Origin of the sequence: Thioalkalivibrio sp. HK1, assembly GCA_000583135.1 — a bacterium.
GTDB lineage: Bacteria > Pseudomonadota > Gammaproteobacteria > HK1 > HK1 > HK1.
Map to the genome: position 1 here is coordinate 1 of JFBG01000004.1, position 22,099 is coordinate 22,099.

The following is a 22,099-nucleotide window of genomic DNA, read 5'->3' on the forward strand; positions in this document are numbered from 1 at the left end:
AGAAGGTTCACGGCGGACAGGCGTCCATCGATGCGGAACAGCCCACGATGCTTGCGGGTAGCCAGTTGAATCAATGCAAGTGGCAGTGCGACGAATACGAAGACGGGTCGCAGTCTTGTTACGACACTTGCGAGAAGGTTCACGGCGGACAGGCGTCTATCGATGCGGAACAGCCCACGATGCTTGCGGGTAGCCAGTTGAATCAATGCAAGTGGCAGTGCGACGAATACGAAGACGGGTCGCAGTCTTGTTACGACACTTGCGAGAAGGTTCACGGCGGACAGGCGTCTATCGATGCGGAACAGCCCACGATGCTTGCGGGTAGCCAGTTGAATCAATGCAAGTGGCAGTGCGACGAATACGAAGACGGGTCGCAGTCTTGTTACGACACTTGCGAGAAGGTTCACGGCGGGCAGGCTTCGGTCGAGCAAAAAACAATGGTCGCCGAGCTGCGATTCGGAGACCCTAAGCCTGTCTGCGGCACGGACGCTTGGGCGTGCTTCAATGGGACGGACGATAACAGCCCGGCGATCCGAGATGTCGGCATCTTCGGCGTGTTTGCTTCCAACCACGAGTGCTTCCACCCCTCCTGCGATTAGCCCCATTCGGTCCGCTTGATCGCTCGAGCGAATCCGGCCGGGCTTCGAACGAGGAGGATAGGGAGCGATCAAGGAACCGATCGGGGAAAAACGACGGTGAGGTAAAAGAGGGGCGTTCGACGCCCCTCTTTTTTTGGTGATATTCAGGGATTTATCGGGGAGGACGATTCCAAAGCGGTCGATCACCCAAGGAACGGGGCGTCTTTCGAAAAGAGGCCAAGACATCGGCCTTATCGGCTTTGTCCATCGATCGCGTTTGGTTTCAAACAATGCAAGGTTAGGTAATGGATTCCCCCTTGGCCTGAAGGTCGGCATGATAGGAGGAGCGCACCATCGGTCCGCTGGCGACATTGTCGAATCCGATCGCCTTGGCCTGTTCCGCCAAGTCCTCGAATTCCTTCGGCTCCCAATAGCGCTCGACCGCAAGATGATGGCGACTCGGTTGCAGATACTGGCCGATCGTGAGCATCCGGCAGCCGTGCGCCCGCAGATCCTTCATCACCTCGACGATCTCCCGCCGGCTCTCGCCGAGCCCCACCATCAGTCCGGATTTGGTGGGGATATCGGGGTGCTCCTTCCCGAAGCGCTCGATCAGATCGAGAGACCATTCGTAGTCGGATCCGGGACGCGCCTTGCGGTACAGGGCGGGCACCGTCTCCAAGTTGTGGTTGAAGACATCGGGGGGCGCGCGGCCAAGGCGATTCAAGGCCAAGTCCATGCGCCCTCGAAAGTCGGGGACGAGGATTTCGATGCGAATGCCGGGGCTCGTTTCTCGTACCGCTTGCACGCATCGTGCGAAGTGCTCGGCCCCGCCATCGAGAAGATCGTCGCGATCGACCGAGGTGATCACGACATAGCGAAGCCCCAAATCCTCTACCGTCGCCGCCAGTCTTTGCGGTTCGTCTTCGTCCAAGGGTCGAGGTCGGCCGTGGGCGACATCGCAAAAGGGGCATCGTCTGGTGCAAAGGTCGCCCATGATCATGAACGTCGCGGTGCCGTGAGAAAAGCATTCCGCCAAGTTCGGGCAGGAGGCCTCCTCGCAAACGCTATGCAGGGCTTGCGACCGCAACCGGCGCTTCATCTGCGCCACTTTGGGATCGTTGCTGACCTTGATGCGAATCCAAGGGGGCTTTCTTTCCAACGGACCTTGAAGGGGAACCACCTTGATCGGAATGCGGGAGGTCTTGTCCTTTCCCCGCATTTCGCGGGTCGGGCGCAAAGGAGCGGAGAGATCCGGTGTCTTCATCTTGGAGCCTTCGAAGTGCTTGGCAAAGCGAAAGAAATCGGCCGATGGGTCTTGCCCTTGTCCATCGTTCGGGATCGGTGAGAGGATCGCATCGTCGAAAAGCGAGATAGCGCAGATGATAAGGGTTTCTCTCGGCCCTGAGCGGTGGGGCGAATCGACACTCTTTATCTGGTGTTCGTTATTTGGTGTTCGCCCGTCGATGATTCAAGCCAAGTCCGCCGCTTGCTTGCAATACGAAGATGCCGACAAGCGATCGATCATGATATCAAGGCCGATGGTCCCAAAGATTGACGATATGACAAAAGAGCTCCGCCGTCTTTCGGGCATCGTAAATCGCCGAATGCGCCTCGCGGCTATCCCATTCGATCCCCGCCGCTTGCACCGCCCGGGCCAAGACCGTTTGCCCGAAGGCGAGCCCCCCCAAGGTGGCGGTATCGAAGGTCGAAAAAGGATGGAAGGGGTTGCGCTTGAACCCGCATCGTTTGACCGCCTCGTTCAAAAAGGAGATATCGAAGGCGGGGTTGTGCCCGACCAATACCGCTCGGGTGCAGCCATGCGCTCGCACCGCCTTTCGCACCGGATCGAGAACGATATGCAGCGCTTCTTTCTCCGGTTTGGCGTCTCGTAGAGGGTGATCGGGGATGATGCGGTTGAACTCGAGGGCCTCGGCTTCGATATTCGCCCCGGGAAAAGCCTCGACATGCGTCGATCGAGTGATATCGATCCCCCAATACCCCGAATCATCGATACGAAGCAGCACCACCGCGATTTCGAGCAGCGCATCGGTCTTGGCATTGAAGCCCCCGGTTTCGACATCGATCACCGCGGGCAAAAAACCCCGAAAGCGATTCGCGATCTTCGAGCGCCCCTCCTCCGCCGAAGAGGGTTCGGCCTTCGAGTCCGATGCCTGATTTTCGGTAGCGCTCATGGATGGTTCCATCGATTTTCGAGGGTATTTGAAAAACGCAATGCGTCTTTTCGAATCGGTCTTATCGGGGTGCTACCTGCCAAGCCACTTCGCTGCCTGCGCGAAAGGGGATGAGATCCTCCTCTCCGATCGGCATCGTTCGAGGCACGCTCCACGCTTTTTTATGCAAGACCATCGATTCTTCGTTGACGGGAAGCCCGTAGAAGTCAGGCCCGTTGCGCGATGCGAAAGCCTCGAGATGATCCAAAGCCCCGGCGCCCTCGAAGACCTCCGCATAGAGTTCGATCCCGGCATGCGCGGTGTAGATACCGGCGCAACCGCAGGCGGATTCCTTGGCGTGTTTCGGATGCGGGGCGGAGTCCGTGCCGAGAAAAAAGCGCTCGGATCCGGAACTGGCGGCTTCGACCAAGGCAAGGCGATGGCGCTCGCGCTTGAGCACCGGAAGACAATAGTGGTGCGGTCTCAATCCGCCTTCGAAAAGCGCGTTGCGATTGAGCAGCAAATGGTGCGCGGTGATCGTGGCCGCAACGCCTTTTCGGGCGCGGCGCACGAAATCCACCCCATCGGCGGTGGTGACATGCTCGAGCACGACCTTGAGCGCCGGGAAGCGCTCCACCAAGGGGGCCAATACTCTTTCGACGAAGATGCGCTCGCGATCGAAGATATCGACCTCTTCCAAGACCACCTCTCCATGGATCAGCAACGCCAACCCCTCTTCTTGCATCGCTTCCAAAGCGGCGTAGCAGCGAGCGATATCGTTCACCCCCTGATCGGAATGGGTGGTGGCTCCTGCGGGGTAGAACTTGAATCCGATCACCGGACAATCGAAGTCGGCGCCGCATCGAGCGGCCTTGCGAACTTCGGCAGGCCTCGTGCTCTCGGTGAGGTAAAGGGTCATCAAAGGATTGAAGGAGGGATGGCCCGGAACCGTCGACAGGATTCGCCGGCGATAGGCCTGCGCCGCCGCCGCCGTCGTCACCGGAGGTACCAGATTGGGCATGACCACCACCCGCCCGAAACGTGCAGCGCTGGCGGGAACGACATCGGCGAGCACCGGACCATCTCGAAAATGCACATGCCAGTCGTCGGGTCGTATCAAGGTGATTTCGTTCAATGCCCTATTCCCGGCAGATGCAAGGGATGCTCGTTGGCGGTCATGGCGACAAGGCCTTCACTCGATAAAGCCCCGTCCTTGATGCGGTGATTGTATGGTGTCCGGCTTCGAAGGAGGCTGTCAAGGAGATAGGGCGAGGGTCAAGAGCCGCCATCGACAGTGGCTTTGCATCAACTCAAGGCACGACCGGCGGGTGTATTCGGGCGGGATCGATATTGGAAGATCCATCGAAAGACGATGAATCGTCTCGATTCGCTCGATCTCGTTTTTTTCGAAGATGGGTGAGATCGGTGCGCCGAGGATGCGCACACCGAGGCGATCGGGATCCAGCCCAAGGCCTTTTCGGTATTCGAAGGAGAGTCTTTTTCTCGAAGGGCGCAAAGCCCCCGGCTATCTCTCATCCGGAAGAGATTTCGAGAACCTGCAAGCAGCAAGATAAGGGCACGATCCGACAAAGAAGCCGCCCGATACATCGATGCCTCGAACGGGCGTCGGTGCATCGCTCATGATCCGGTCATGGAAAGGCCTAAGACCTGCGCCTCGAGAAGGCGGAGCCGCTTTCGTTTCGTGCCCGAGATCGAAAAGGAATGAATGGCGCGGAAGGAAAAAAGGCATCAAGCGGCCTTGGAGGGCCCGCCCTTCGTCTTGCTCTTTTTCTTGCCGGAGTCGCCGGATGAGGATTCGGTTTTCGAGTCGGATTTTTTCGCATCCGAAGATGCGCTCGATGCATCCGCCGCCGATTTTCCGGTGTCGGCATCCTTGGCTTTGGCATCCGGCTTTTTCTTGCCGCCATCTTTGAAATCGGTGACATACCACCCATCACCCTTGAGATGGAAGGCGGCGGCGCTGATCAGTTTCTTGAGCTTGGACTTGCCGCAAGCCGGACACTTGCGTTTGGGGGGATCGCTGAATTTTTGGATGAATTCGTGGCGATCGCCGCAACCGACACATTCGTATTCGTAGATCGGCATCTTCGTGGCACTCCGAAAAACTACTTGATCTTTCCTTCCTTGTAGACGACATAGGCCCGGGCTTTGGGATCGAATTTCTTGATCTCCATCTTTTCCGGCTTCGTGCGCCGATTCTTCGTGGTGGTGTAGAAGTGTCCGGTACCTGCGGTCGAGTTCAATCTGATTTTCTCGCGCATGATTCAAATCTCCCAAGGGGTCGATGGATTGCTTGATGAGCGGTCGAGGGATCCGATGTCGCTCGGCGAATCAGATCCGCTCTCCTCGGGCGCGCATTTCGTCGATGACGACATCGATGCCTTTTTTGTCGATGATGCGCATGCCCTTGGTCGATACCCGCAGGCGCACATAACGATTCTCGCGGGCCAACCAGAAGCGATGGGTATGGAGGTTGGGCAGGAAGCGACGCTTCGTCTTGCGATTCGAGTGGGAAACGTTATTTCCCGTGATCGGGCGCTTCCCGGTGATCTGACAGACTTTGGACATGGTGCTGATACTCGCTTTTTCAGAGGGCATCGCCGATGAGACCCGAGGCGATAAAGGATATCGATACAGCGGTTTATCAATGGTCGATCACGATCCGCCGATCGCGCTCTGCGCATGATGCAAGAGCGCGCATCGATGACCACCCGCTTGTCTTTAGAGCGCCGAAAGGGGCGAGCGAAGGCGGCTTTTTCGATGCGCATCGACGGTGCGCTTTGCATACGGGTGCCTACGAAGTGCGTATTTTATAGCAAGAAAAGGCGATTCGGACAAGATATCGGGTTTTTCGACGAGCATCCCTTTCAAGGATCGCCCCGAGGATCGCCGAGCGTAAAGAGCCCCGAACCCCGTGCCCGATCGCCTGCACGCTCGCTCGATCGGCCGAAGGCCGCCTCGTGCCGCAGGGCGCACTCATAACGGCGCTCATAACAATCCCCGCTGCGAGAACGACACCACATCGCCGTCCCCGATGACGATATGGTCCAAAAGCCGCAAGTCGACCAAGGCAAGGGCGGAGGCGAGTTTGCGGGTCATGCTGCGATCCGTCTCGCTGGGCTCGGCGACCCCGGAAGGGTGGTTATGGGCCACGATCAAGGCGGCGGCGTTGAGTTCCAACGCCCGTTTGACGATTTCCCGGGGATGAACGCTGGTGCCGTTGATGGTGCCCCGGAACATCTCCTCGTAGGCGATCATCCGGTGGCGATTGTCCATGAACAAACAGGCGAAGACCTCATGGGGACGCGAACGCAAACGAGCGTGAAGGTAGTGGCAGGTATCCTCGGGGCAGCTGAAGATCTCGCGCTTTTGGAGCCCCTCTTCGAGGTAGCGGGTGGCGATTTCTATCGCCGCTTTGATCAAGGCCGCTCGGGCGGGGCCGATCCCGGGGATATCGGCCAAGCGATCGGGCGGGAGATCGAATAGCGCTCGCAGCCCCCCGGCATGGACAAGGGCGTTGCGCGCCACATCCACCGCCGAGCATCCGCGGGTGCCGGTTTGGATGAAAAGGGCGAGGAGCTCGGCGCTGGAGAGGGCGCGAGGGCCCTGGGCGAGCAGTTTCTCGCGCGGTCGTTCCATGCTCGGCCAATCGGAGATCGTCATGAGCGCTCCTGAAAAAAGCGATCGGCAAGGGTTCTCTTCGTATTCAATCCATCCTTCGAGCGAGCCGTTCTTGGGTTCAGGTTCGTTTCGGTAGCGCCTATCGGTAAGGGGCTTGGAAGAGTCCGATCGCGTTTGTCGATGCGCTCGAAGGATGCCCGCTACTGATAAACTGCGCTCTTATGATCAGACCATCGAAACGCCGAATTGTTCTGGGGATCGGTGCAGGCATCGCCGCATGGAAGTCGGCGGGGCTGGTACGCATCTTGCGCTTGCGGGAATTCGACGTGCGGGTGGTGATGACCCGGGCGGCGACCGAGTTCATCTCGCCGCTGACATTCCAGGCCCTTTCCACCCATCCGGTGCATTGCGAGCTCTTGGATGTGCAGGCCGAGGCGGGGATGGGGCATATCGAATTGGCCAGATGGGCCGACTTGGTCTTGATCGCCCCGGCGACGGCGGATCTGATGGCCCGGCTCGCTCACGGGCTCGCCGACGATCTCCTGACGACCCTATGCTTGGCCACCGCCGCGCCGCTGGCAGTGGCGCCGGCGATGAACCGACAGATGTGGTCGGCCCCGGCAACGGTGTCCAACGCCGCCCTTTTACGGCAAAGAGGGGTGCGGCTGTTGGGTCCGGGAAGCGGGGATCAGGCTTGTGGGGAGGTCGGGCCGGGAAGGATGCTCGAGCCTGCCGAGATCGCCGACGAGGTCGAGGCGCTCTTCGCCGAATACGGGCTTGGCGGCGGGAGCGGCGGCGATGCCGACGATCCGGCCGACGAGGCGATCCCGGAAATGATCTCGAAGGGATCTCTGGCCGGACTCGAAGTGCTGATCACCGCCGGTCCGACCCGAGAAGCCATCGATGCGGTGCGCTTTATCAGCAATCACAGTTCCGGCAAGATGGGTTATGCCGTCGCCCGAGCGGCCGCGATGGCCGGGGCGCAGGTCGTTCTGATCAGCGGCCCGGTGGCGCTGCCGACTCCGCCCGGAGTTAGGCGGATCGACGTCATCGATGCTCAGGCAATGTACGACCGGGCCATGGAAAAGGCACGAGATTGCGATATTTTCATCGCCGCCGCCGCCGTGGCCGACTACCGCCCGATACACTCGTCGAAGCGCAAAATCGAAAAAACGAAGGAGTCGATGGTGTTGGAGTTCACGCGCACGCCGGATATCGTGGCCGAGGTCGCAGCGTTGGCCAACGGCCCGTTCACCGTCGGATTTGCGGCCCAAACCGAACGGGTGAAAGAGCGGGGGCGGCATAAACTCGAAGCCAAAGGGCTTGATATGATCGCGGCGAATCTGGTCGGAGTCGAAGGACGCGGATTCGAAGACGATCACAATGCGTTGAGCGTGCTTTGGCCGGGGGGAGAAAAAGAGCTGGGGTTGGCCCCCAAGCACGATCTCGCCCGAACCTTGGTGGAAACCATCGCCGAGCGTTATCGTGAAAAATATCCGGATTAAAGTACTGGATCCGCGGCTGGGGAAGGAGTTTCCCCTGCCCCGCTACGAGACCGCAGGGGCGGCGGGGCTCGATATTCGAGCCTGCGTCGATGCCCCCTCGACCCTCGACCCCGGCGCTTGCGAGCTGATCCCCGGGGGCATCGCCATTCACATCGCGGATCCGAATTTGGCGGCCGTCCTCTTGCCGCGCTCCGGGCTCGGCCACCGCAACGGCATCGTTTTGGGCAACCTCGTCGGTCTTGTCGATTCCGACTATCAAGGGCAGATCTTCATCTCGCTGTGGAATCGAAGCGAGCGGGCGTTCACGATCTCTCCCGGCGATCGAGTCGCTCAGATCGTCTTCGTCCCCGTGGTGCAAGTAGGATTCGAGATCGTCGATGAATTCGAAAAAACGGCTCGCAGCGGCGGAGGCTTGGGGCATACCGGCATCGCTTGAACCGGATCGAGGGCTTTTCGTCGAGCCCTTGCATCGAGCTTGCATCGAGCCCTTGCATCGATCTTGCATCGAGCCCACCTCGAAAGAAAATCCTCGATGATAAGGGGCCGTCGTAAAGGGTTCGAATCGTCCGAGTGCAAGACATTGCGCGCAACCATCCGACGACATCATCCGATCGGGAATGCGGATTGTCGAGTTCTTGAAATTTCGTTTCTTCGATATCCGATATCCACCGCTCGAATCGGATAAGCGAATCAATCCTTCGAGCGGACCGACATGGAAGATGAAATGGTCGCACCCGGTGATATGCCTTCCAATGCTTGCGCGGATCGACCCGATGAAGATATCGCTTATGGAGGGGGCATCGAGTCATCCGCAGGCGAGAATCGCCCGTTGCCCCGGGCGATCTTCAGGGCCTACGACATCCGCGGCATCGTCGGGCAAGAACTGACCGAAGAGGTCGTCTACCGGATTGCGCAAGCGATCGGGGTCAGATCTCGGGCTCTCGATATTCGCACCTTGGTGGTCGGGCGAGACGGTCGCCATTCCGGCCCGATGCTTGGCGATGCCTTGATCCGAGGGCTGAACGCCGGCGGCTGCGATGTTCTGGATATAGGCCTTGTCCCCTCGCCCTTGCTGTATTTCGCAACCTCGCACTTGGGCACGAAGAGCGGGGTGATGGTGACCGGTAGCCACAACCCATCGTCCTATAACGGTCTCAAAATCCTCCTCAAAGGCCAGACCCTGTACGGGGATGACATCATCGGGCTGAAATATCTGATCGAGAGCGGCGATATCGAGCGCATCGTCGATGAGCGCAAGGCCGCATCGGCGAGACGAGAGAGGATCGAGGGGATGGAGCGGATCTATATCGAGCGGGTGCTCGAAGATATCGCGCCGGTATCGCCGACATCCGAAAGGGCTTTGAAGATCGTCATCGATTGCGGAAACGGTGCCGCCGGTTCGCTCGCCCCCGCCCTGTTTCGCGCGTTGGGACACGAGGTGATCGAACTGCATTGCGAGATCGACGGCGACTTTCCCAATCACCATCCGGATCCCACCGTCCCGGAAAATCTCGAAGATCTGATCCGGACCGTGCGCGAGCGTCGCGCCGATTTGGGTTTGGCTTTCGACGGGGACGGCGATCGCCTCGGGGTGGTCGACGATCGAGGGGGAATCTTGTGGCCGGATCGGCAATTGATGCTCTACGCCCGCGATGTGCTCTCGAATCGCCCCGGAGAGCGTATCATCTTCGATGTGAAGTGCACCGGGCTGTTGGCGGCGTATATCGAGCAATACAAGGGGCGGCCGGTGATGTGCCGCTCGGGACATTCCTACATCAAGCGCGAATTGCTGGAAACGGCGGCTCCCTTGGCCGGGGAGATGAGCGGTCATATTTTCTTTGCCGATCGCTGGCTCGGCTTCGACGATGCGCTTTATGCCGGGGCCCGCATGGCCGAGATCTTGGGCGCCGCCGGGTGTCGAGCGTCGGAGCTCTTTGCGCAGTTGCCCGACGGGGTGGGAACCCCGGAGATTCGGGTGCCGGTTGCCGAAGGAGAGCAGGAGCGAATCGTCGAGATGCTAAAAAGCGGCAATGCATTTCCCGATGCGCAGATCACCGAGATCGACGGCCTTAGAGCCGATTTCAGCGATGGTTGGGGATTGGTGCGAGCGTCCAATACCGAGCCCGGTTTGGTCATGCGCTTCGAAGGAAAGGATGCCCAATCTCTCGCCCGCATCCGAGGGCGCTTCGAAAAGGCGCTGCTGGCAACCGCTGCCGGACCGATGCTCGAAGACGCCCTTGGCCGACTTGCCTCCTCCCCGACCGATCTTGCAGGTCATTCGATCGACACCGATAAAGCGTGATGAGCTCCGCCGGTACCCTTCCCATGAAATCCACACCCTTACCGTCAAAACCCAAGGGCGAGAAGCCTGCAAACGCTGCGAATTCCGCAGGTGCGATGTCTTCGAACCCAAAGTTCAGAAAAAGCCGCTCCATTCGTATCGCCAAATTGCTCGCCGTGGAGGCCTTGCCTTTTCTCAGAGCCTTTCGCGGCAAAACCGTGGTCATCAAATACGGCGGGGCGGCGATGGAAAACGCCGAGCTCAAGAGCAGCTTCGCCCGCGATGTGGTGTTGATGAAATTGGTCGGGATCCATCCGGTGATCGTTCACGGAGGCGGTCCGCAGATCGGGCAGACCCTCGCCCGTTTGGGCAAGGAAACGCATTTCGTGCAGGGCATGCGGATCACCGACAGCGAGACCATGGATGTCGTCGAGATGGTTCTCGGAGGGTTGATCAACAAAGAAATCGTTTCCCTTCTCAATACCCACGGCGCTCGCGCCTTCGGTCTGACGGGTAAGGACGGCGAGCTGATCCATGCCCGTAAAATGCTGCTTCCGGCCTTCGACGCCGGTGATATCAAGACCATCGATCTCGGTCATGTCGGGGAGGTGGAAAGGATCGATGTCACGGTGCTCGATCTCTTGGCGCAGGCGGATCTGATTCCGGTGATCGCTCCCATCGGCGTGGGCGCCGACGGAAGCGCCTTCAATATCAACGCCGACTTGGTGGCGGAGAAGATCGCCATCGTTTTGGGGGCCGAAAAACTGATCATGCTCACCAATACCCCGGGGCTGCTCGATCGCCACGGGGAGGTGATTTCCCGATTGCATGCGAAGGAGGTCGAGGCTTTGGTCGAAGACGGGACCATCAGCGGCGGCATGCTGCCCAAGGTGCGCTGCGCTCTCGATGCCGTCGAAGGCGGGGTGCATAGCGCCCATATCATCGATGGGCGGGTGGATCATGCGGTATTGATCGAGATCTTCACCAACGAGGGCGTGGGAACCTTTATCAGCCGGGAAGATGCCTAGATGGGCTTCGTATTCGATCGATTCGACGATCGATCCGGGCGCGGCTCGGATTCTCGGCGATATCCGAGATGGCGTTCGGAGTTCACGGCCGATCGTTCGAGGGATGGACGGTGAAAGAGGGATACGAAACCCCGGGCGAGACCGCGAGCGCCGGCGGCAATACCGGTAGCAATCCCGGCGGCAACAAGCGCGAGCGGATTTTGGAAGTTCTGGTGCGCGAAATCGAGGGCAATCGCGCATCGAAGATCACCACGCGGCAATTGGCGGCGGCGGTCGGGGTGTCGGAATCGGCGCTTTACCGCCATTTCCCCGGCAAGGCGGCGATGTTCGAAGCCCTCATCGAATCCTGCGAGCATTCGGTGTTCAGCACCATCAATCGTATCTGCGCCGATGCCGGGGACGATCCCGAGCGATGCTGCGAGCGCATCGTGCGTTCGGTTTTGCATTTCGTCGAAGGCAGCACCGGCATCTCGCGGGTTCTTTTGGGCGAGGTGCTGCATGGCGAGGATCCGAGGCTTTCGGAGCGGGTGGGGAATTTCTTCGACCGCATCGAAACCCACATCAGCCGAGTCATTCAGCAGGCGCCGAGCACGCCCTTGTCCATGCGCGGTCGGGCTCGGGTCAGCGCCAATCTCATCGGTGCCTTCCTGATCGGTCGGATTCGCCAGTTCAATATCAGCGGGGCGCTCCCCACCGAAACCCTCGACGAGCAGTGGGCGCTCTTGGCGCGCGGAGTCTTCGGCGATCTCGAAAACAATGCCCGAAGGCATCGCCTCGAAGGTGGACCGGGAACGAACCCCCGCCCCGGATCGTCCACATCGCCTTGATGGATAAGGTCGATCGCCGAAGTGGCCACGACGATCGAACGCCGCGCGACGGTGCGCCTTTTTTCCACCGACCTTCCCTTCATCTTCAAGCGCGTACCCCGTCGCCGCCATATCCACTTTTTAATCAACGAAGCCGGTGAACTGGAACTGCGCGCTCCGTGGCGTTTCGGCTTGGAGCGGGCGCAAGCGATCTTGCGCGAAAACGAAACCAAGGTCTTGGATTTATTGGAAAAGAGCCGGCGGCGGCGAAGCGAGCGCCCTCCTTTGATCACCGGCACCCTCTTGCCCTTGCTCGATCGATCGTTGACTTTGGAAGTGCATCGCTCGTCTTTTTCGGTCGATGCCAAGAGGCGCCCCTCGCGCGTCGAGCGAAGGGGTGACAATTTGTGGGTAAGCGTCCCCGATTCCGAGCCCGATTTCCTGCGCAAGGCTTTGGAGAAGTGGTATCGCAGGCAGGGGAAGATCCACTTCGCCGAGCGTATCCAATATTATTTACCGCAGCTCGATGTGCCCGAGCCGACCCTTTCCATTCGGGGGCAGCGTGCCCGATGGGGAAGTTGCTCCACCACAGGTAGGGTGAGCCTCAACTGGCGCTTGATGATGGCTCCGGTGGCGTTATCGGATTATGTCGTGGTGCACGAGCTATGCCACCTTCGCTATATGAATCACTCCGCCTCCTTTTGGTCTTTGGTGGAGAGCATCGTTCCCGACTATCGGCTTCGTCGCCGCCGCCTCAACGCCCTGCAATTTCCCTTGTAGCGTTAGCGGTTTTTGGCCGCCCGCGGGTGTTTTTCGAATGGGATGGCGGATTCGCCATTCGATCCCGCCCTTTGCCGACCGCTGCCGACCGCTGCCGACCGCTGCCTACCACATCGCGATGGCCATCCCGCGCAGAGGGTTGACGATCAAAAAACCGCCTAGCTGCAAGATCAAAATGACGACGATCGGTGAAAGGTCGATGCCCGCCACCGGAGGAATGATGCGGCGGGCGGGCGCGAGCAGCGGATAGTTGATGCTGTGCACCAAAATCAAGACCGGGTTTCGCGCGAAGGGGTTGATCCAACTCATGATCACTTCGATCAATATCGAGAACAGGAATACGTTCAAGGCCAGCTGCACGATCTCGGCCATGGAGAAGAGTAAAAGCGCACCCGGCGAGGGGATGCTTCCGGTGATTGCACCGAGCAACAGGGTTTCGGCCGATTGCAGGATCAGCAGCAAGGAGAGGCAGGCGCCATCGATCCTCCCGATGGTGGGGATCAGCAGTTTTAAGGGTGCGCGCGCAGCGTCGGTGGCACGAATGACGAATTGGGAAACGGGATTGTGGAAATCCGCCCTTACCCATTGCAAGAGCAGGCGCAGCATGACAATCAGGATATAGGCACCGATAACGCTTTGGACGAGGAACGCCAGTGCATTGTCGATATGTCCGGTCATGTTCGGCAGTCCTCACTCTTCGCCCAAGGCATCCCCGAGCTCCACCGATCGTCGCTGCGCCGCCGAGATTCCTTGCTTGACCAGCGCCTCGATACCGCCTTCTCGCATGGTGACGATGGCTCGCTCGGTCGTTCCTCCGGGGGAGGTGACCCGCTTGCGCAAGGTGGCGGGGTCTTCGCCCTCGTCTAAGGCGATGCGAGCGGCCCCGAGGGCCGTTTGCAAGGTCAGTTGTTTGGCGGTGTCTCGCTCCAAGCCCATCGACTCCCCCGCCGCTTGCATGATTTCCATCAGCAAGAAGCAATAGGCCGGTCCGCTGCCGGAAAGGGCGGTTACCGCATCCAACAGATCCTCTTCATCCACCCACAAGGTGATGCCCACCGCTCGCAGAACCTTGTCGGCATCGAGGCATCGCTTCTCATCCACCCTTTCGTTGGCAAAAAGCCCGGTCGCCCCCGCTCCCACGAGCGCCGGAGTGTTCGGCATCGTGCGCACGATGGCTTTGCCGCCGCCGGCCCAGCGATCGATATCCGATATTCGCACCCCGGCGGCGATCGAGACCAAAAGGGGATCGCGATCCGCCCAAGTAGGCGCCAGATTCACCACCACCTCGCGCATGACCTGCGGTTTGACCGCCAACACCACCGTGGGGCAGGAGGCGGGCACCGTGTTATCGCTGCCGGTATGCACCGAGAAGCGCCGGCGCAGATGGTCGAGCCGGGTGGCATCGGGGTCGGATACATAAATCGTCTCGGGGGAAAAGCCATTCGCGATCAACCCCCCGATGAGGCTGGTGGCCATATTGCCGCCACCGATGAAGCCGATATCCGAATTGCTCATGGTTTTTAAAGCCTCTGGGATCGAAAAAGGAAATGTCTCGTTATCCGGCGATTGTCCGGCGAAGGCGAAGGATAGCGATCGCCAAGGGGCGCCGAGCCGGTAAGCGAAAGTTTATATTAGCGATGGGCGGTGCATCCAAAGGATTGAACGCTTCCAAGATTTCCTTTTCGATCCGGATTGCCCCAAAACCCGAGAATCAAGGACCCATCCCATCGACGGCGGGGTCGATCGGAAGCGAAGCCGATGGGCCGATGCCGCCTCTGGCCTCAGCCATCAGCCCCCGAGGCGGTGATTCGCTCTTGCGCCGATGACTCGCCTTTCCTTCGTCGATTCCTCGGATCTCGGGAAAGGACCGAATAAAGCCCTGATCCATCCCAAGAAAAGCGGCCGACGGGTCAGACCGAAGGAGCGGGCGAGTTCGCATCGATACCCGATGCATGAGCGAAATATCCAAGCGTCCGATCGGGTGATTCAGATGATTCGATCGGCTGCTCCGGCCGGCCGATCCAGCCGGATGATCCAAACGATTGTTCAAGGCATCCGCGCCCGGCAAAGCGGCGGTTCGGCGCATCGTTTTTTTCGAGCGATCGTCGAAAAGGATGACTCGAAATCGCCCAACTAGTACTATCATTCCCGCCTACCTTGAAGGGCACTTGGACGGGGGTATCGATCGAGGCGCCTTTCGATGATCTCTACCTTGAATTTCCTCTTTCGTCGATGCGGAGAACAACCATGGATCAGACAACCCGCGCCGAGGCCGATTTGCGCGAGAAGGCCCGAAATTATCTCCCGGGGGGCAGCTTCGGAAATGCCCCGGAGTTCGTGATTGTCGAGGGTGAAGGCGGGCGCGTTCGGGACGCATCGGGACGAGAATACGTCGACTATCTACTGGGTTCAGGTCCGATGCTCTTGGGGCATAACCACCCCGAGGTGATGGAGGCGGTGCGAGCCCAACTCGAACGCGGCGCCACTTTTTTCGCCAACAGCCCTCCGGGCATCCTCTTGGCCGAGGCCATCTGCAAGGCGATGCCCTGCGCCGAAAAGGTGCGCTATACCAGCAGCGGGTCGGAGGCCACCCTCTATGCGATGCGGGCGGTGAGGGCTTTTCGCGGTCGCTCGAAGATCCTCAAATTCGAGGGCGGCTATCACGGCATGAACGAATACGCCCTGATGAGCCTGGCGCCCAAACGGCATGCCAACGGCACCAATCCGATCCCGGATTCCGCAGGCATCCCCGAGGTGATCGAAAACGAGATCCTGGTTGCCCCCTATAACGATCTGGAAGCGGTCAAGGCCATCATCGAGGAGCATCACGATGCCCTCGCCGGGGTGGTGATGGAGCCGTTGCAGCGTATCATCACTCCCCGCCCCGGTTTCCTTCAAGGGGTGCGAGAGCTGACGTCGAAGTACGAGATCCCGCTGGTCTTCGACGAGATCGTCACCGGTTTTAGGCTCTCCTACGGCGGCGGGCAGGAGTTCTATCAGGTAGTGCCCGACCTATGCACCATCGGCAAGATCGTGGGCGGCGGCTTCCCGCTGGCGGCCCTTGCCGGGCGCGAGGATATCATGCGGCATTTCGACGCCGAGGCCGTAGGGCCGGAACGTTTCCTGCCGCAGATCGGCACCCTCAACGGAAATCCGATCGCTGCCAGCGCCGGGCTTGCGACCCTCGATGTTTTGAGTCGAGGCGATGCCTACGAGCGCCTTTTCGAGAACGGCCGGCGGCTGATGGAAGGGCTCGGCAAGGCGATGGGCGATGCCGGAGTCGAGTCCCAAATCACCGGCGAGCCCTGTCTTTTCGAGATCGTCTTCACCGGGGCTCCGATCGTCGACTATTGGTCGGTCGAGAACGGGGACAAGAAAAAACTCTCGATGTTCAACAGCCTTTTGGCGGAGCATGGGGTGATCAAGGCCAGCAGCAAATTCTATGTTTCCGTCGCCCACACCGACGAGGATATCGATCTCACCTTGCAGGCCTTCGATGCGGTTGCCAAGGAGATCGCAAAGCACTGAAAAGCATGAGAAAAAATGCGCCGGACGATGCATCGAAAATCATCTCGAAAAGGGCATCGAAAAGCGCGACATCGAAGGCTTGCGCAAGCCGATTGCGCAGGCCTCCTTGCAAGCATCAAGACCATCGGCGCCCGCTTTCCAAGCGCGGCGCCGATGCCAGATGCAAAACGATGCGCAAAAGCCTCGGCGAAAAGCCCTCGAGATCATCGGTGCAAGCCTCGTAAGACGCATGAATAGCCCCGAATCTGCGCAAGCAGGCTCCTCTTCGCTTGAAAGCGAGGGGATCGATCCCGATCTGAATACAAAGGCGGCTCGAGAGATCATGGGCTGGCAGGTCATCGAGATCGCTTGGGCGGGTGATCAAACCGTCCCCGTTTGGCATGATGCGAAGGGCGATCCGATGATGAGCGAGTTTTCTTGGCGCCCGGATCGAGATGAAGCCCAGAACATGCAGATCTTGGATGCGATGCTCGATCTCGGCTACGACTTCGATCTCTCGGTCAAGCGAGATCATGCCGTCGCCCGTTTCGTTGCAGGCAGCAATCGATTGGGACAAAGCCTGAATCCCGATCGAAAACTCGCCGTCATCGAAGCCGCCCTCGAAGCCATTCGAAGTTGTCCGAGATCCACCGTTTAGCCAAGCACTCGCCGCTTCTCTTCGTGGCGCCCCGCCGCCACTGCACTGCATGCCCGCTATCGAGATCGGGCTTGCCAAGAGAGTGCTTGATTGTGTTTCGCGCAAGGATTTGTCAAAAAGCACAAGGAAAAGCATTCATGGAATGGACCGCTCAACAGATCGCCCTGACATGGTTTTTGCTCGGAGCGGTGCTCTTGTTCTCCGAGTTTCTCCTACCCGGTTTCATCGTGATCTTTTTCGGGGTCGCGGCTTGGCTGGTGGCGTTGGCGGTATGGGCCTTCGACATATCCTTCGATATCCAGATTTTGATCTTCATCGTCGCCTCGATCGTCTCCATCTTGACGCTTCGAAGATATTTCAAACGCACCTTCAAAGGCGAGACCGTCGGCATGGACAGTGCCGACCGCCGCATCGGACAACACGCCGAAGTGGTGGAGGCCATCCCGGCCAAGGGCACCGGACGCATCAAAGGCTTGGGAAGCACTTGGCCCGCCATTGCCGATGAGCCGATCGCGACCGGAACCCCGGTCGTGGTCGTTTCCGTTGACGAATCCAGCGCAACCATCATCAAAGTGAGGGAGATATAAGTCATGATGAATGTCGATACCGATATGGTTCTGATCATCGTTTTGTTGGTCGTCGCCGTCCTTGTCATATTCACGCTTTACAACACCGCGGTGGTGGTGCCGCAGCGTTCGGAATATGTCATCGAAAGACTCGGCAAGTTCAATCGCACCCTCTCCGCCGGATTGCATTTCCTCTTTCCCTTCCTCGATATCGTTGCTTATAGGCGCAGCCTCAAAGAGGAAGTGATCGATATCGGATCCCAGGATTGCATCACCTCCGATAACGTGATGGTCACCGTCGATGGCGTTCTTTATATGCAAGTTTTCGATTCGCGCATGAGTGCCTACGGGATCGAAAACTATAAATTCGCCGCCAGCCAAATGGCGCAGACCTCCTTGCGCTCCGCCATCGGCAAGATCGAACTCGATAGAACCTTCGAAGAGCGAGAGGCCCTCAATCGACAGGTCGTCTCGGCCATCGACGAGGCCGCCCAGAACTGGGGAGTCAAGGTATTGCGCTACGAGATTCGAGACATCACCCCGCCCCAGACGGTGATGGAGGCGATGGAAAAGCAGATGCGCGCGGAGCGGGAAAAACGCGCCGAGATAGCCATTTCCGAGGGTGATCGACAATCACGCATCAATCGCGCGGAAGGGTTGATGACCGAGGCGATCCGCATTTCCGAGGGCGAAAAACAAAAACTGATCAACGAGGCCGAGGGTAATGCCCGCCAGATCGAGCTGATCGCCGGCGCCACCGCCAAGGGATTGAGCGATATCGCCGTCGCCCTTTCCAAGCAAGGCGGAGAGACCGCCGCCCGCTTGCGGGTCGCCGAGCAATATGTCGAACAGTTCGGCCGTTTGGCGCAAGAGAGCAACAGCCTGATCCTGCCTTCCGACTTGGGCAATATCGCAAGCATCGTCGCCACCGCCATGAACGCCTTGGACCAACACCGAGGCGGCGGCACTCCATCGGCAAAACCCAAGCCCATCGCCTCCGACAACCCGTCGACTCGCTCGACCTCATCGGCACCGACAGGCAGCGCAAGCGGCAGACAAGGCGAGCGCCCCACCCCACCCTCTTCCAGCGACTCCACCCCATCGGCATCCTCTTCGTCACCTTTTAGAGGCGAAGTCGACAGCGATTTTTGAGCGCCCCACATCGCTCCCATGATGTTCCGAGAACGGGCGGCCCACCCAAGGCCGCCCGCTCCCCCGAAAAACCGCGCCATTTCCGAGCCATTTATGCGCCCCCACCATCCTCCATCGGTGCTAAGATAGGTATCCACACCCGAGGACAGAGCGATGAGCGAACTTGATGGCGCGAAAGCGGAATGGCGAGAAAAAAGACTCGATCGGATCGAGGCTCTGCTTGATAGCATTGGGGCCAAAATCGAAAGAAATGCCGACTTGATCGCCGAGAGCACAAGAAAGAATGCCGATCTAATCGCGGAGAGTACGAGAGAGAACTCCGCTCTGATCGGTGAAAACAGAAAATCGATCGCCGAGAACGCAAAGGCGATCGCCAAAAATGCGGAAGGAATCGCTGAATTGAAAGAAGTGATGAAATGGATGCCGCTAAAGTCGGGATTGTGGACAGTCGGTATCATTATTTCGGCAATCGTCGGAGCCGCGGCGATCCCGGATGCCGCCGCGTTCATCATGAAAATTTTCGGCGGCGAATGAGCCGCTCGATGGCCGCTCTCGAAGACGCCGAGAGAGATTGGCGCAAACGAAAAAATGGAGTTGAATCAAGCATCGTCTTGAAAAGGTCGTAGCCTCGATTTTTGATCGATTCATCTCGTCCCCGATCCTTCGCGGGCGGCCACCCAAAGCCGCTCGCCTTCCAAAAAATCGCCTTTTCAAGCATGCCACAGCCCCCCACCCTCTATCGGTGCTAAGATAGGTATCCACACCGAAGGACAGAGCGATGAGCGGGCTTGATCCGGCGAAAGTGGAATGGCATGAGCGAAGACTCGATCGAATTGAGATCCTGCTCAATAACAGTGCCGTCAAGATCGACAAGAATGCCGACTTGATCGCCGAGAGCACAAGAAAGAATTCCGCTCTGATTGCCGAGAACAGAAAATCGATCGGTGAGAACGCAAAAGCGATTGCCAAAAATGCGGAAGGAATCGCTGAATTGAAAGAAGCGATGAAATGGATGCCGCTAAAGGCGGGGTTGTGGACAGTCGGCATCATTATTTCGGCAATCGTCGGAGCCGCGGCGATCCCGGATGCCGCCGCGTTCATCATGAAAATTTTCGGCGGCGGATGAGCCTTTGATGGCCGGTCTCGAAGACGCCGAGAGAGATTGGCGCGAAAAAGTGAATACCGCCAAAGACCGAGTTGTGGATGACCGGAATGCTGCCGGCAGAGATCATCGCGAATATCCCGAATACCTCGGCCTTGACCAACATGGCTTTCTTCATGGGCAAAAGGCGATCCGCACGATGAGCGATCTCGAAGATGCCAAGAAAGCATGGCGTGAAAGGATGGATCGAATCGAGAGGCGGCTCAACAAGACAGTGGTATTGGATACCGAGTTGGATACCAAAACCATAACATCGTTCTCAAAAACCGAAGCGCTTTTCACCGAGAATTCAAAAAAGATTGCCGAAAATAGAAAGGGAATCGCCGAAAATAGAGAAGCGATTGCCAAAAATAGAAAAGAAATTGCCGAGCTGAAAGAGAACATCATGAAATTGGTGGCAAGGATGGATGTAGCAATGAAGTGGGTTCCGATAAAGACCGGGCTGTGGACGACAGGAATGCTACTGGCGGTGATCGTCGCAATGGCAAAGATCCCGAGCGTAGTATCTGCCATCAAGACCTTTCTCGGTAGTGGATGAACCTGATCAGAGTCGACTTTCTTCAGTGAAAATCGAAGAAGAGGCAAATCGAGTTTCTCTTGATAATGAGAGATATTCTCCAAAAAAACATCATCTAAGATGATTTTCGGGTAGAGTGTAAAAAGATGGGAGGATGATGATTTGCTCGACATCGATACATTGTCAGGTGATCTGGAATTTGCAGAGGACCTTTTCAAAGCCGCAGACAAATTGCGTGGCAATCTCGAACCATCTGAGTACAAACATGTCGTGCTCGGATTGATTTTCTTGAAGTACATTTCAGATGCCTTTGAATCGCGGCGTATCGTTCTCGAAAAAGAAGATCCCGATCTCGTAGAAGAGCCCGATGAATACCTAGCGGAGAATATCTTTTGGGTTCCGCCAGAGGCTCGTTGGTCGTACCTTCAAGAAAATTCCAAGCGCACAGAGATATCGCTTCCCAATGGTAAAAGGGTCGATATTGGCGGATTGATCGACCGAGCGATGGAGTCCATTGAAAAAACTCCTATCAATACCAACCTCAAAGGTGTCTTGCCTAAGGAATATAGTCGCCCGACACTCAACAAGACCATGCTGGGCGAGTTGATTGATCTTTTCTCGAATATCCCGATGCATAATGGAAGTGGTAAGGATTTGCTAGGTCGCGTCTACGAATATTTTTTATCGAAATTTGCCTCTTCGGAGGGTAAACGTGGCGGTGAATTTTTTACCCCGCGCTCGGTGGTTCGCACACTGGTCGAGATGCTCGAGCCTCTCCAAGGTCGCGTCTATGATCCCTGCTGTGGATCCGGAGGTATGTTCGTACAATCCGAAAAATTCATCAACGAGCATAACGGAAGGTGCGATGCGATATCGGTCTATGGACAAGAAAGCAATCACACCACATGGCGACTGGCCAAAATGAATCTTGCCGTGCAGAGAATAGATGCCGACATTCGTTGGAATAATGAAGGTAGCTTTCATCGAGACGAGCTCCCAGATTTACGCGCGGATTACATTCTCGCCAACCCGCCATTCAATATCTCTGATTGGGGAGGCGAGCGCATCCGAGACGATGTTCGTTGGACCTTCGGCATTCCACCAGTGGGCAACGCCAACTTCGCATGGCTGCAACACATCTACCACCACCTCGCCCCCCGCGGAACGGCAGGCGTAGTGCTGGCCAACGGATCGATGTCCTCCCAACAATCTGGTGAAGATGAAATCCGCAAGACCATGATTGAAAAAGACGCCATCGACGCCATGGTCGCCCTACCCGGCCAACTGTTTTATTCAACCCAAATTCCCGCCTGCCTATGGATACTGGCCAAAGACAAAACCGCCAACGGCCACCGAAACAGACGCGGCGAAATCCTCTTCATCGACGCCCGCGACCTAGGACACATGATCGACCGCGTCCGCCGCGAGTTCGATAATGAAGATATCGAAAAAATTGCCGATGCCTACCATCGCTGGAGAAATAAGGATCCCAGCGAGGCGTATCAGGATGTTCTAGGATTTTGCAAATCCGCTTCCATCGATGAAATACGAAAAAACGAATTCATTCTTACCCCAGGTCGCTATGTCGGTGTACCAGAGGCAGAAGAAGACGGCATACCATTTGCAGAAAAATTCACCGACCTTAAATTTCAGCTAGAGGAGCAAATGACCAAATCGACCGAGTTGAGCAACAGTATCAGAACCCAATTAGGGCTTTTACCAGAAAAGTAATGTGAATAAGAT

At 57.9% G+C, this 22,099-nt stretch carries 24 protein-coding genes; 15 read left to right on the forward strand and 9 right to left on the reverse strand.

What is annotated here, in order from left to right; genetic code table 11:
* On the forward strand, positions 1 to 599 hold a 599-nt coding region (locus BF99_RS23225), incomplete at its 5' end, for a hypothetical protein (protein ID WP_038096843.1).
* A gap of 277 nt (positions 600 to 876) precedes the next feature.
* Here the strand turns inward: BF99_RS23225 and lipA are convergent.
* From lipA to radC, 7 genes are all read right to left on the reverse strand, one after another.
* Entirely contained in the window at positions 877 to 1,845 is a 969-nt protein-coding gene (gene lipA / locus BF99_RS0101295; RefSeq protein ID WP_025769424.1) for a lipoyl synthase, read from the reverse strand.
* Between the two features lie 265 nt (positions 1,846 to 2,110).
* Positions 2,111 to 2,773 carry a ribonuclease T gene (gene rnt / locus BF99_RS0101300; protein ID WP_025769425.1) on the reverse strand — a complete coding sequence of 221 codons (663 nt, stop codon included), beginning with the start codon at positions 2,771 to 2,773 and terminating at the stop codon, positions 2,111 to 2,113.
* Between the two features lie 61 nt (positions 2,774 to 2,834).
* A complete protein-coding gene (pyrC, locus tag BF99_RS0101305) occupies positions 2,835 to 3,887 on the reverse strand; it encodes a dihydroorotase (RefSeq protein ID WP_025769426.1) in 1,053 nt (350 codons plus the stop codon).
* A 614-nt stretch (positions 3,888 to 4,501) separates the two neighbouring features.
* Complete coding sequence (locus tag BF99_RS0101315; RefSeq protein WP_025769428.1) at positions 4,502 to 4,858, reverse strand: FmdB family zinc ribbon protein; 357 nt, start codon at positions 4,856 to 4,858, stop codon at positions 4,502 to 4,504.
* A 20-nt stretch (positions 4,859 to 4,878) separates the two neighbouring features.
* Positions 4,879 to 5,034 (reverse strand): 50S ribosomal protein L33, encoded by a 156-nt coding sequence (rpmG, locus tag BF99_RS0101320; protein ID WP_025769429.1) that lies wholly within the window; start codon positions 5,032 to 5,034, stop codon positions 4,879 to 4,881.
* A 70-nt stretch (positions 5,035 to 5,104) separates the two neighbouring features.
* On the reverse strand, positions 5,105 to 5,341 hold the full coding sequence (rpmB, locus tag BF99_RS0101325) for a 50S ribosomal protein L28 (RefSeq protein ID WP_025769430.1): 237 nt from the start codon (positions 5,339 to 5,341) through the stop codon (positions 5,105 to 5,107).
* Positions 5,342 to 5,761: 420 nt separating this feature from the next.
* The gene (radC, locus tag BF99_RS0101340) at positions 5,762 to 6,436 is read right to left on the reverse strand and encodes a RadC family protein (RefSeq protein ID WP_025769432.1); all 675 of its coding nucleotides are present in this window, start codon (positions 6,434 to 6,436) and stop codon (positions 5,762 to 5,764) included.
* 179 nt (positions 6,437 to 6,615) lie between these two features.
* Here radC and coaBC point away from each other — a divergent pair, with 179 nt between their 5' ends.
* From coaBC to BF99_RS21720, 6 genes are all read left to right on the forward strand, one after another.
* A complete protein-coding gene (coaBC, locus tag BF99_RS0101345; RefSeq protein WP_156013114.1) occupies positions 6,616 to 7,899 on the forward strand; it encodes a bifunctional phosphopantothenoylcysteine decarboxylase/phosphopantothenate--cysteine ligase CoaBC in 1,284 nt (427 codons plus the stop codon).
* Positions 7,880 to 8,335, forward strand: coding sequence for a dUTP diphosphatase (gene dut, locus BF99_RS0101350; protein ID WP_025769434.1), 456 nt, complete (start codon positions 7,880 to 7,882; stop codon positions 8,333 to 8,335). The genes coaBC and dut overlap by 20 nt, the downstream gene beginning before the upstream one ends.
* Before the next feature lie 276 nt (positions 8,336 to 8,611).
* On the forward strand, positions 8,612 to 10,201 hold the full coding sequence (locus BF99_RS0101360) for a phosphomannomutase/phosphoglucomutase (protein ID WP_025769436.1): 1,590 nt from the start codon (positions 8,612 to 8,614) through the stop codon (positions 10,199 to 10,201).
* A 95-nt stretch (positions 10,202 to 10,296) separates the two neighbouring features.
* Positions 10,297 to 11,208 (forward strand): acetylglutamate kinase, encoded by a 912-nt coding sequence (gene argB / locus BF99_RS0101365; protein ID WP_025769437.1) that lies wholly within the window; start codon positions 10,297 to 10,299, stop codon positions 11,206 to 11,208.
* A gap of 110 nt (positions 11,209 to 11,318) precedes the next feature.
* On the forward strand, positions 11,319 to 12,035 hold the full coding sequence (gene slmA, locus BF99_RS19935; protein WP_197018998.1) for a nucleoid occlusion factor SlmA: 717 nt from the start codon (positions 11,319 to 11,321) through the stop codon (positions 12,033 to 12,035).
* A gap of 21 nt (positions 12,036 to 12,056) precedes the next feature.
* Positions 12,057 to 12,794 (forward strand): M48 family metallopeptidase, encoded by a 738-nt coding sequence (locus BF99_RS21720; RefSeq protein ID WP_025769439.1) that lies wholly within the window; start codon positions 12,057 to 12,059, stop codon positions 12,792 to 12,794.
* A 105-nt stretch (positions 12,795 to 12,899) separates the two neighbouring features.
* Here the strand turns inward: BF99_RS21720 and BF99_RS0101380 are convergent, their stop codons facing one another.
* On the reverse strand, positions 12,900 to 13,472 hold the full coding sequence (locus tag BF99_RS0101380; RefSeq protein ID WP_025769440.1) for a YggT family protein: 573 nt from the start codon (positions 13,470 to 13,472) through the stop codon (positions 12,900 to 12,902).
* Between the two features lie 12 nt (positions 13,473 to 13,484).
* A complete protein-coding gene (proC, locus tag BF99_RS0101385; protein WP_025769441.1) occupies positions 13,485 to 14,309 on the reverse strand; it encodes a pyrroline-5-carboxylate reductase in 825 nt (274 codons plus the stop codon).
* Between the two features lie 732 nt (positions 14,310 to 15,041).
* Here proC and BF99_RS0101405 point away from each other — a divergent pair.
* The 8 genes from BF99_RS0101405 to BF99_RS0101445 all read left to right on the forward strand — a co-directional run bounded on the left by BF99_RS0101405 (position 15,042) and on the right by BF99_RS0101445 (position 22,087).
* Positions 15,042 to 16,322, forward strand: a complete 1,281-nt coding sequence (locus BF99_RS0101405) for an aspartate aminotransferase family protein (protein ID WP_038096864.1) — start codon at positions 15,042 to 15,044, stop codon at positions 16,320 to 16,322.
* Positions 16,323 to 16,482: 160 nt separating this feature from the next.
* Positions 16,483 to 16,959, forward strand: coding sequence for a hypothetical protein (locus BF99_RS0101410; protein WP_156013115.1), 477 nt, complete (start codon positions 16,483 to 16,485; stop codon positions 16,957 to 16,959).
* Positions 16,960 to 17,096: 137 nt separating this feature from the next.
* Entirely contained in the window at positions 17,097 to 17,546 is a 450-nt protein-coding gene (locus BF99_RS0101415) for an NfeD family protein (protein WP_038096866.1), read from the forward strand.
* Between the two features lie 3 nt (positions 17,547 to 17,549).
* Positions 17,550 to 18,677, forward strand: coding sequence for an SPFH domain-containing protein (locus BF99_RS19945; protein WP_197018999.1), 1,128 nt, complete (start codon positions 17,550 to 17,552; stop codon positions 18,675 to 18,677).
* Between the two features lie 153 nt (positions 18,678 to 18,830).
* Positions 18,831 to 19,211 (forward strand): hypothetical protein, encoded by a 381-nt coding sequence (locus tag BF99_RS0101425; RefSeq protein WP_025769448.1) that lies wholly within the window; start codon positions 18,831 to 18,833, stop codon positions 19,209 to 19,211.
* A 244-nt stretch (positions 19,212 to 19,455) separates the two neighbouring features.
* Positions 19,456 to 19,803 carry a hypothetical protein gene (locus BF99_RS0101435; RefSeq protein ID WP_025769450.1) on the forward strand — a complete coding sequence of 116 codons (348 nt, stop codon included), beginning with the start codon at positions 19,456 to 19,458 and terminating at the stop codon, positions 19,801 to 19,803.
* Positions 19,804 to 19,810: 7 nt separating this feature from the next.
* The gene (locus BF99_RS0101440) at positions 19,811 to 20,377 is read left to right on the forward strand and encodes a hypothetical protein (protein ID WP_025769451.1); all 567 of its coding nucleotides are present in this window, start codon (positions 19,811 to 19,813) and stop codon (positions 20,375 to 20,377) included.
* Between the two features lie 141 nt (positions 20,378 to 20,518).
* Positions 20,519 to 22,087 (forward strand): type I restriction-modification system subunit M, encoded by a 1,569-nt coding sequence (locus BF99_RS0101445; RefSeq protein ID WP_038096847.1) that lies wholly within the window; start codon positions 20,519 to 20,521, stop codon positions 22,085 to 22,087.
* Positions 22,088 to 22,099: the final 12 nt, after the last annotated feature.

Excerpts from the sequence above, each read along its gene's own strand:
- lipA (WP_025769424.1), bottom strand. The coding sequence starts at position 1,845 with ATGAAGACACCGGATCTCTCCGCTCCTTTGCGCCCGACCCGCGAAATG.
- rnt (WP_025769425.1), bottom strand. The coding sequence starts at position 2,773 with ATGAGCGCTACCGAAAATCAGGCATCGGACTCGAAGGCCGAACCCTCT.
- BF99_RS0101315 (WP_025769428.1), bottom strand. The coding sequence starts at position 4,858 with ATGCCGATCTACGAATACGAATGTGTCGGTTGCGGCGATCGCCACGAA.
- rpmG (WP_025769429.1), bottom strand. The coding sequence starts at position 5,034 with ATGCGCGAGAAAATCAGATTGAACTCGACCGCAGGTACCGGACACTTC.
- rpmB (WP_025769430.1), bottom strand. The coding sequence starts at position 5,341 with ATGTCCAAAGTCTGTCAGATCACCGGGAAGCGCCCGATCACGGGAAAT.
- radC (WP_025769432.1), bottom strand. The coding sequence starts at position 6,436 with ATGACGATCTCCGATTGGCCGAGCATGGAACGACCGCGCGAGAAACTG.
- coaBC (WP_156013114.1), top strand. The coding sequence starts at position 6,616 with ATGATCAGACCATCGAAACGCCGAATTGTTCTGGGGATCGGTGCAGGC.
- BF99_RS0101360 (WP_025769436.1), top strand. The coding sequence starts at position 8,612 with ATGGAAGATGAAATGGTCGCACCCGGTGATATGCCTTCCAATGCTTGC.
- argB (WP_025769437.1), top strand. The coding sequence starts at position 10,297 with ATGTCTTCGAACCCAAAGTTCAGAAAAAGCCGCTCCATTCGTATCGCC.
- BF99_RS0101380 (WP_025769440.1), bottom strand. The coding sequence starts at position 13,472 with ATGACCGGACATATCGACAATGCACTGGCGTTCCTCGTCCAAAGCGTT.
- proC (WP_025769441.1), bottom strand. The coding sequence starts at position 14,309 with ATGAGCAATTCGGATATCGGCTTCATCGGTGGCGGCAATATGGCCACC.
- BF99_RS0101405 (WP_038096864.1), top strand. The coding sequence starts at position 15,042 with ATGGATCAGACAACCCGCGCCGAGGCCGATTTGCGCGAGAAGGCCCGA.
- BF99_RS0101410 (WP_156013115.1), top strand. The coding sequence starts at position 16,483 with ATGCAAAACGATGCGCAAAAGCCTCGGCGAAAAGCCCTCGAGATCATC.
- BF99_RS0101415 (WP_038096866.1), top strand. The coding sequence starts at position 17,097 with ATGGAATGGACCGCTCAACAGATCGCCCTGACATGGTTTTTGCTCGGA.
- BF99_RS19945 (WP_197018999.1), top strand. The coding sequence starts at position 17,550 with ATGATGAATGTCGATACCGATATGGTTCTGATCATCGTTTTGTTGGTC.
- BF99_RS0101425 (WP_025769448.1), top strand. The coding sequence starts at position 18,831 with ATGAGCGAACTTGATGGCGCGAAAGCGGAATGGCGAGAAAAAAGACTC.
- BF99_RS0101435 (WP_025769450.1), top strand. The coding sequence starts at position 19,456 with ATGAGCGGGCTTGATCCGGCGAAAGTGGAATGGCATGAGCGAAGACTC.
- BF99_RS0101440 (WP_025769451.1), top strand. The coding sequence starts at position 19,811 with ATGGCCGGTCTCGAAGACGCCGAGAGAGATTGGCGCGAAAAAGTGAAT.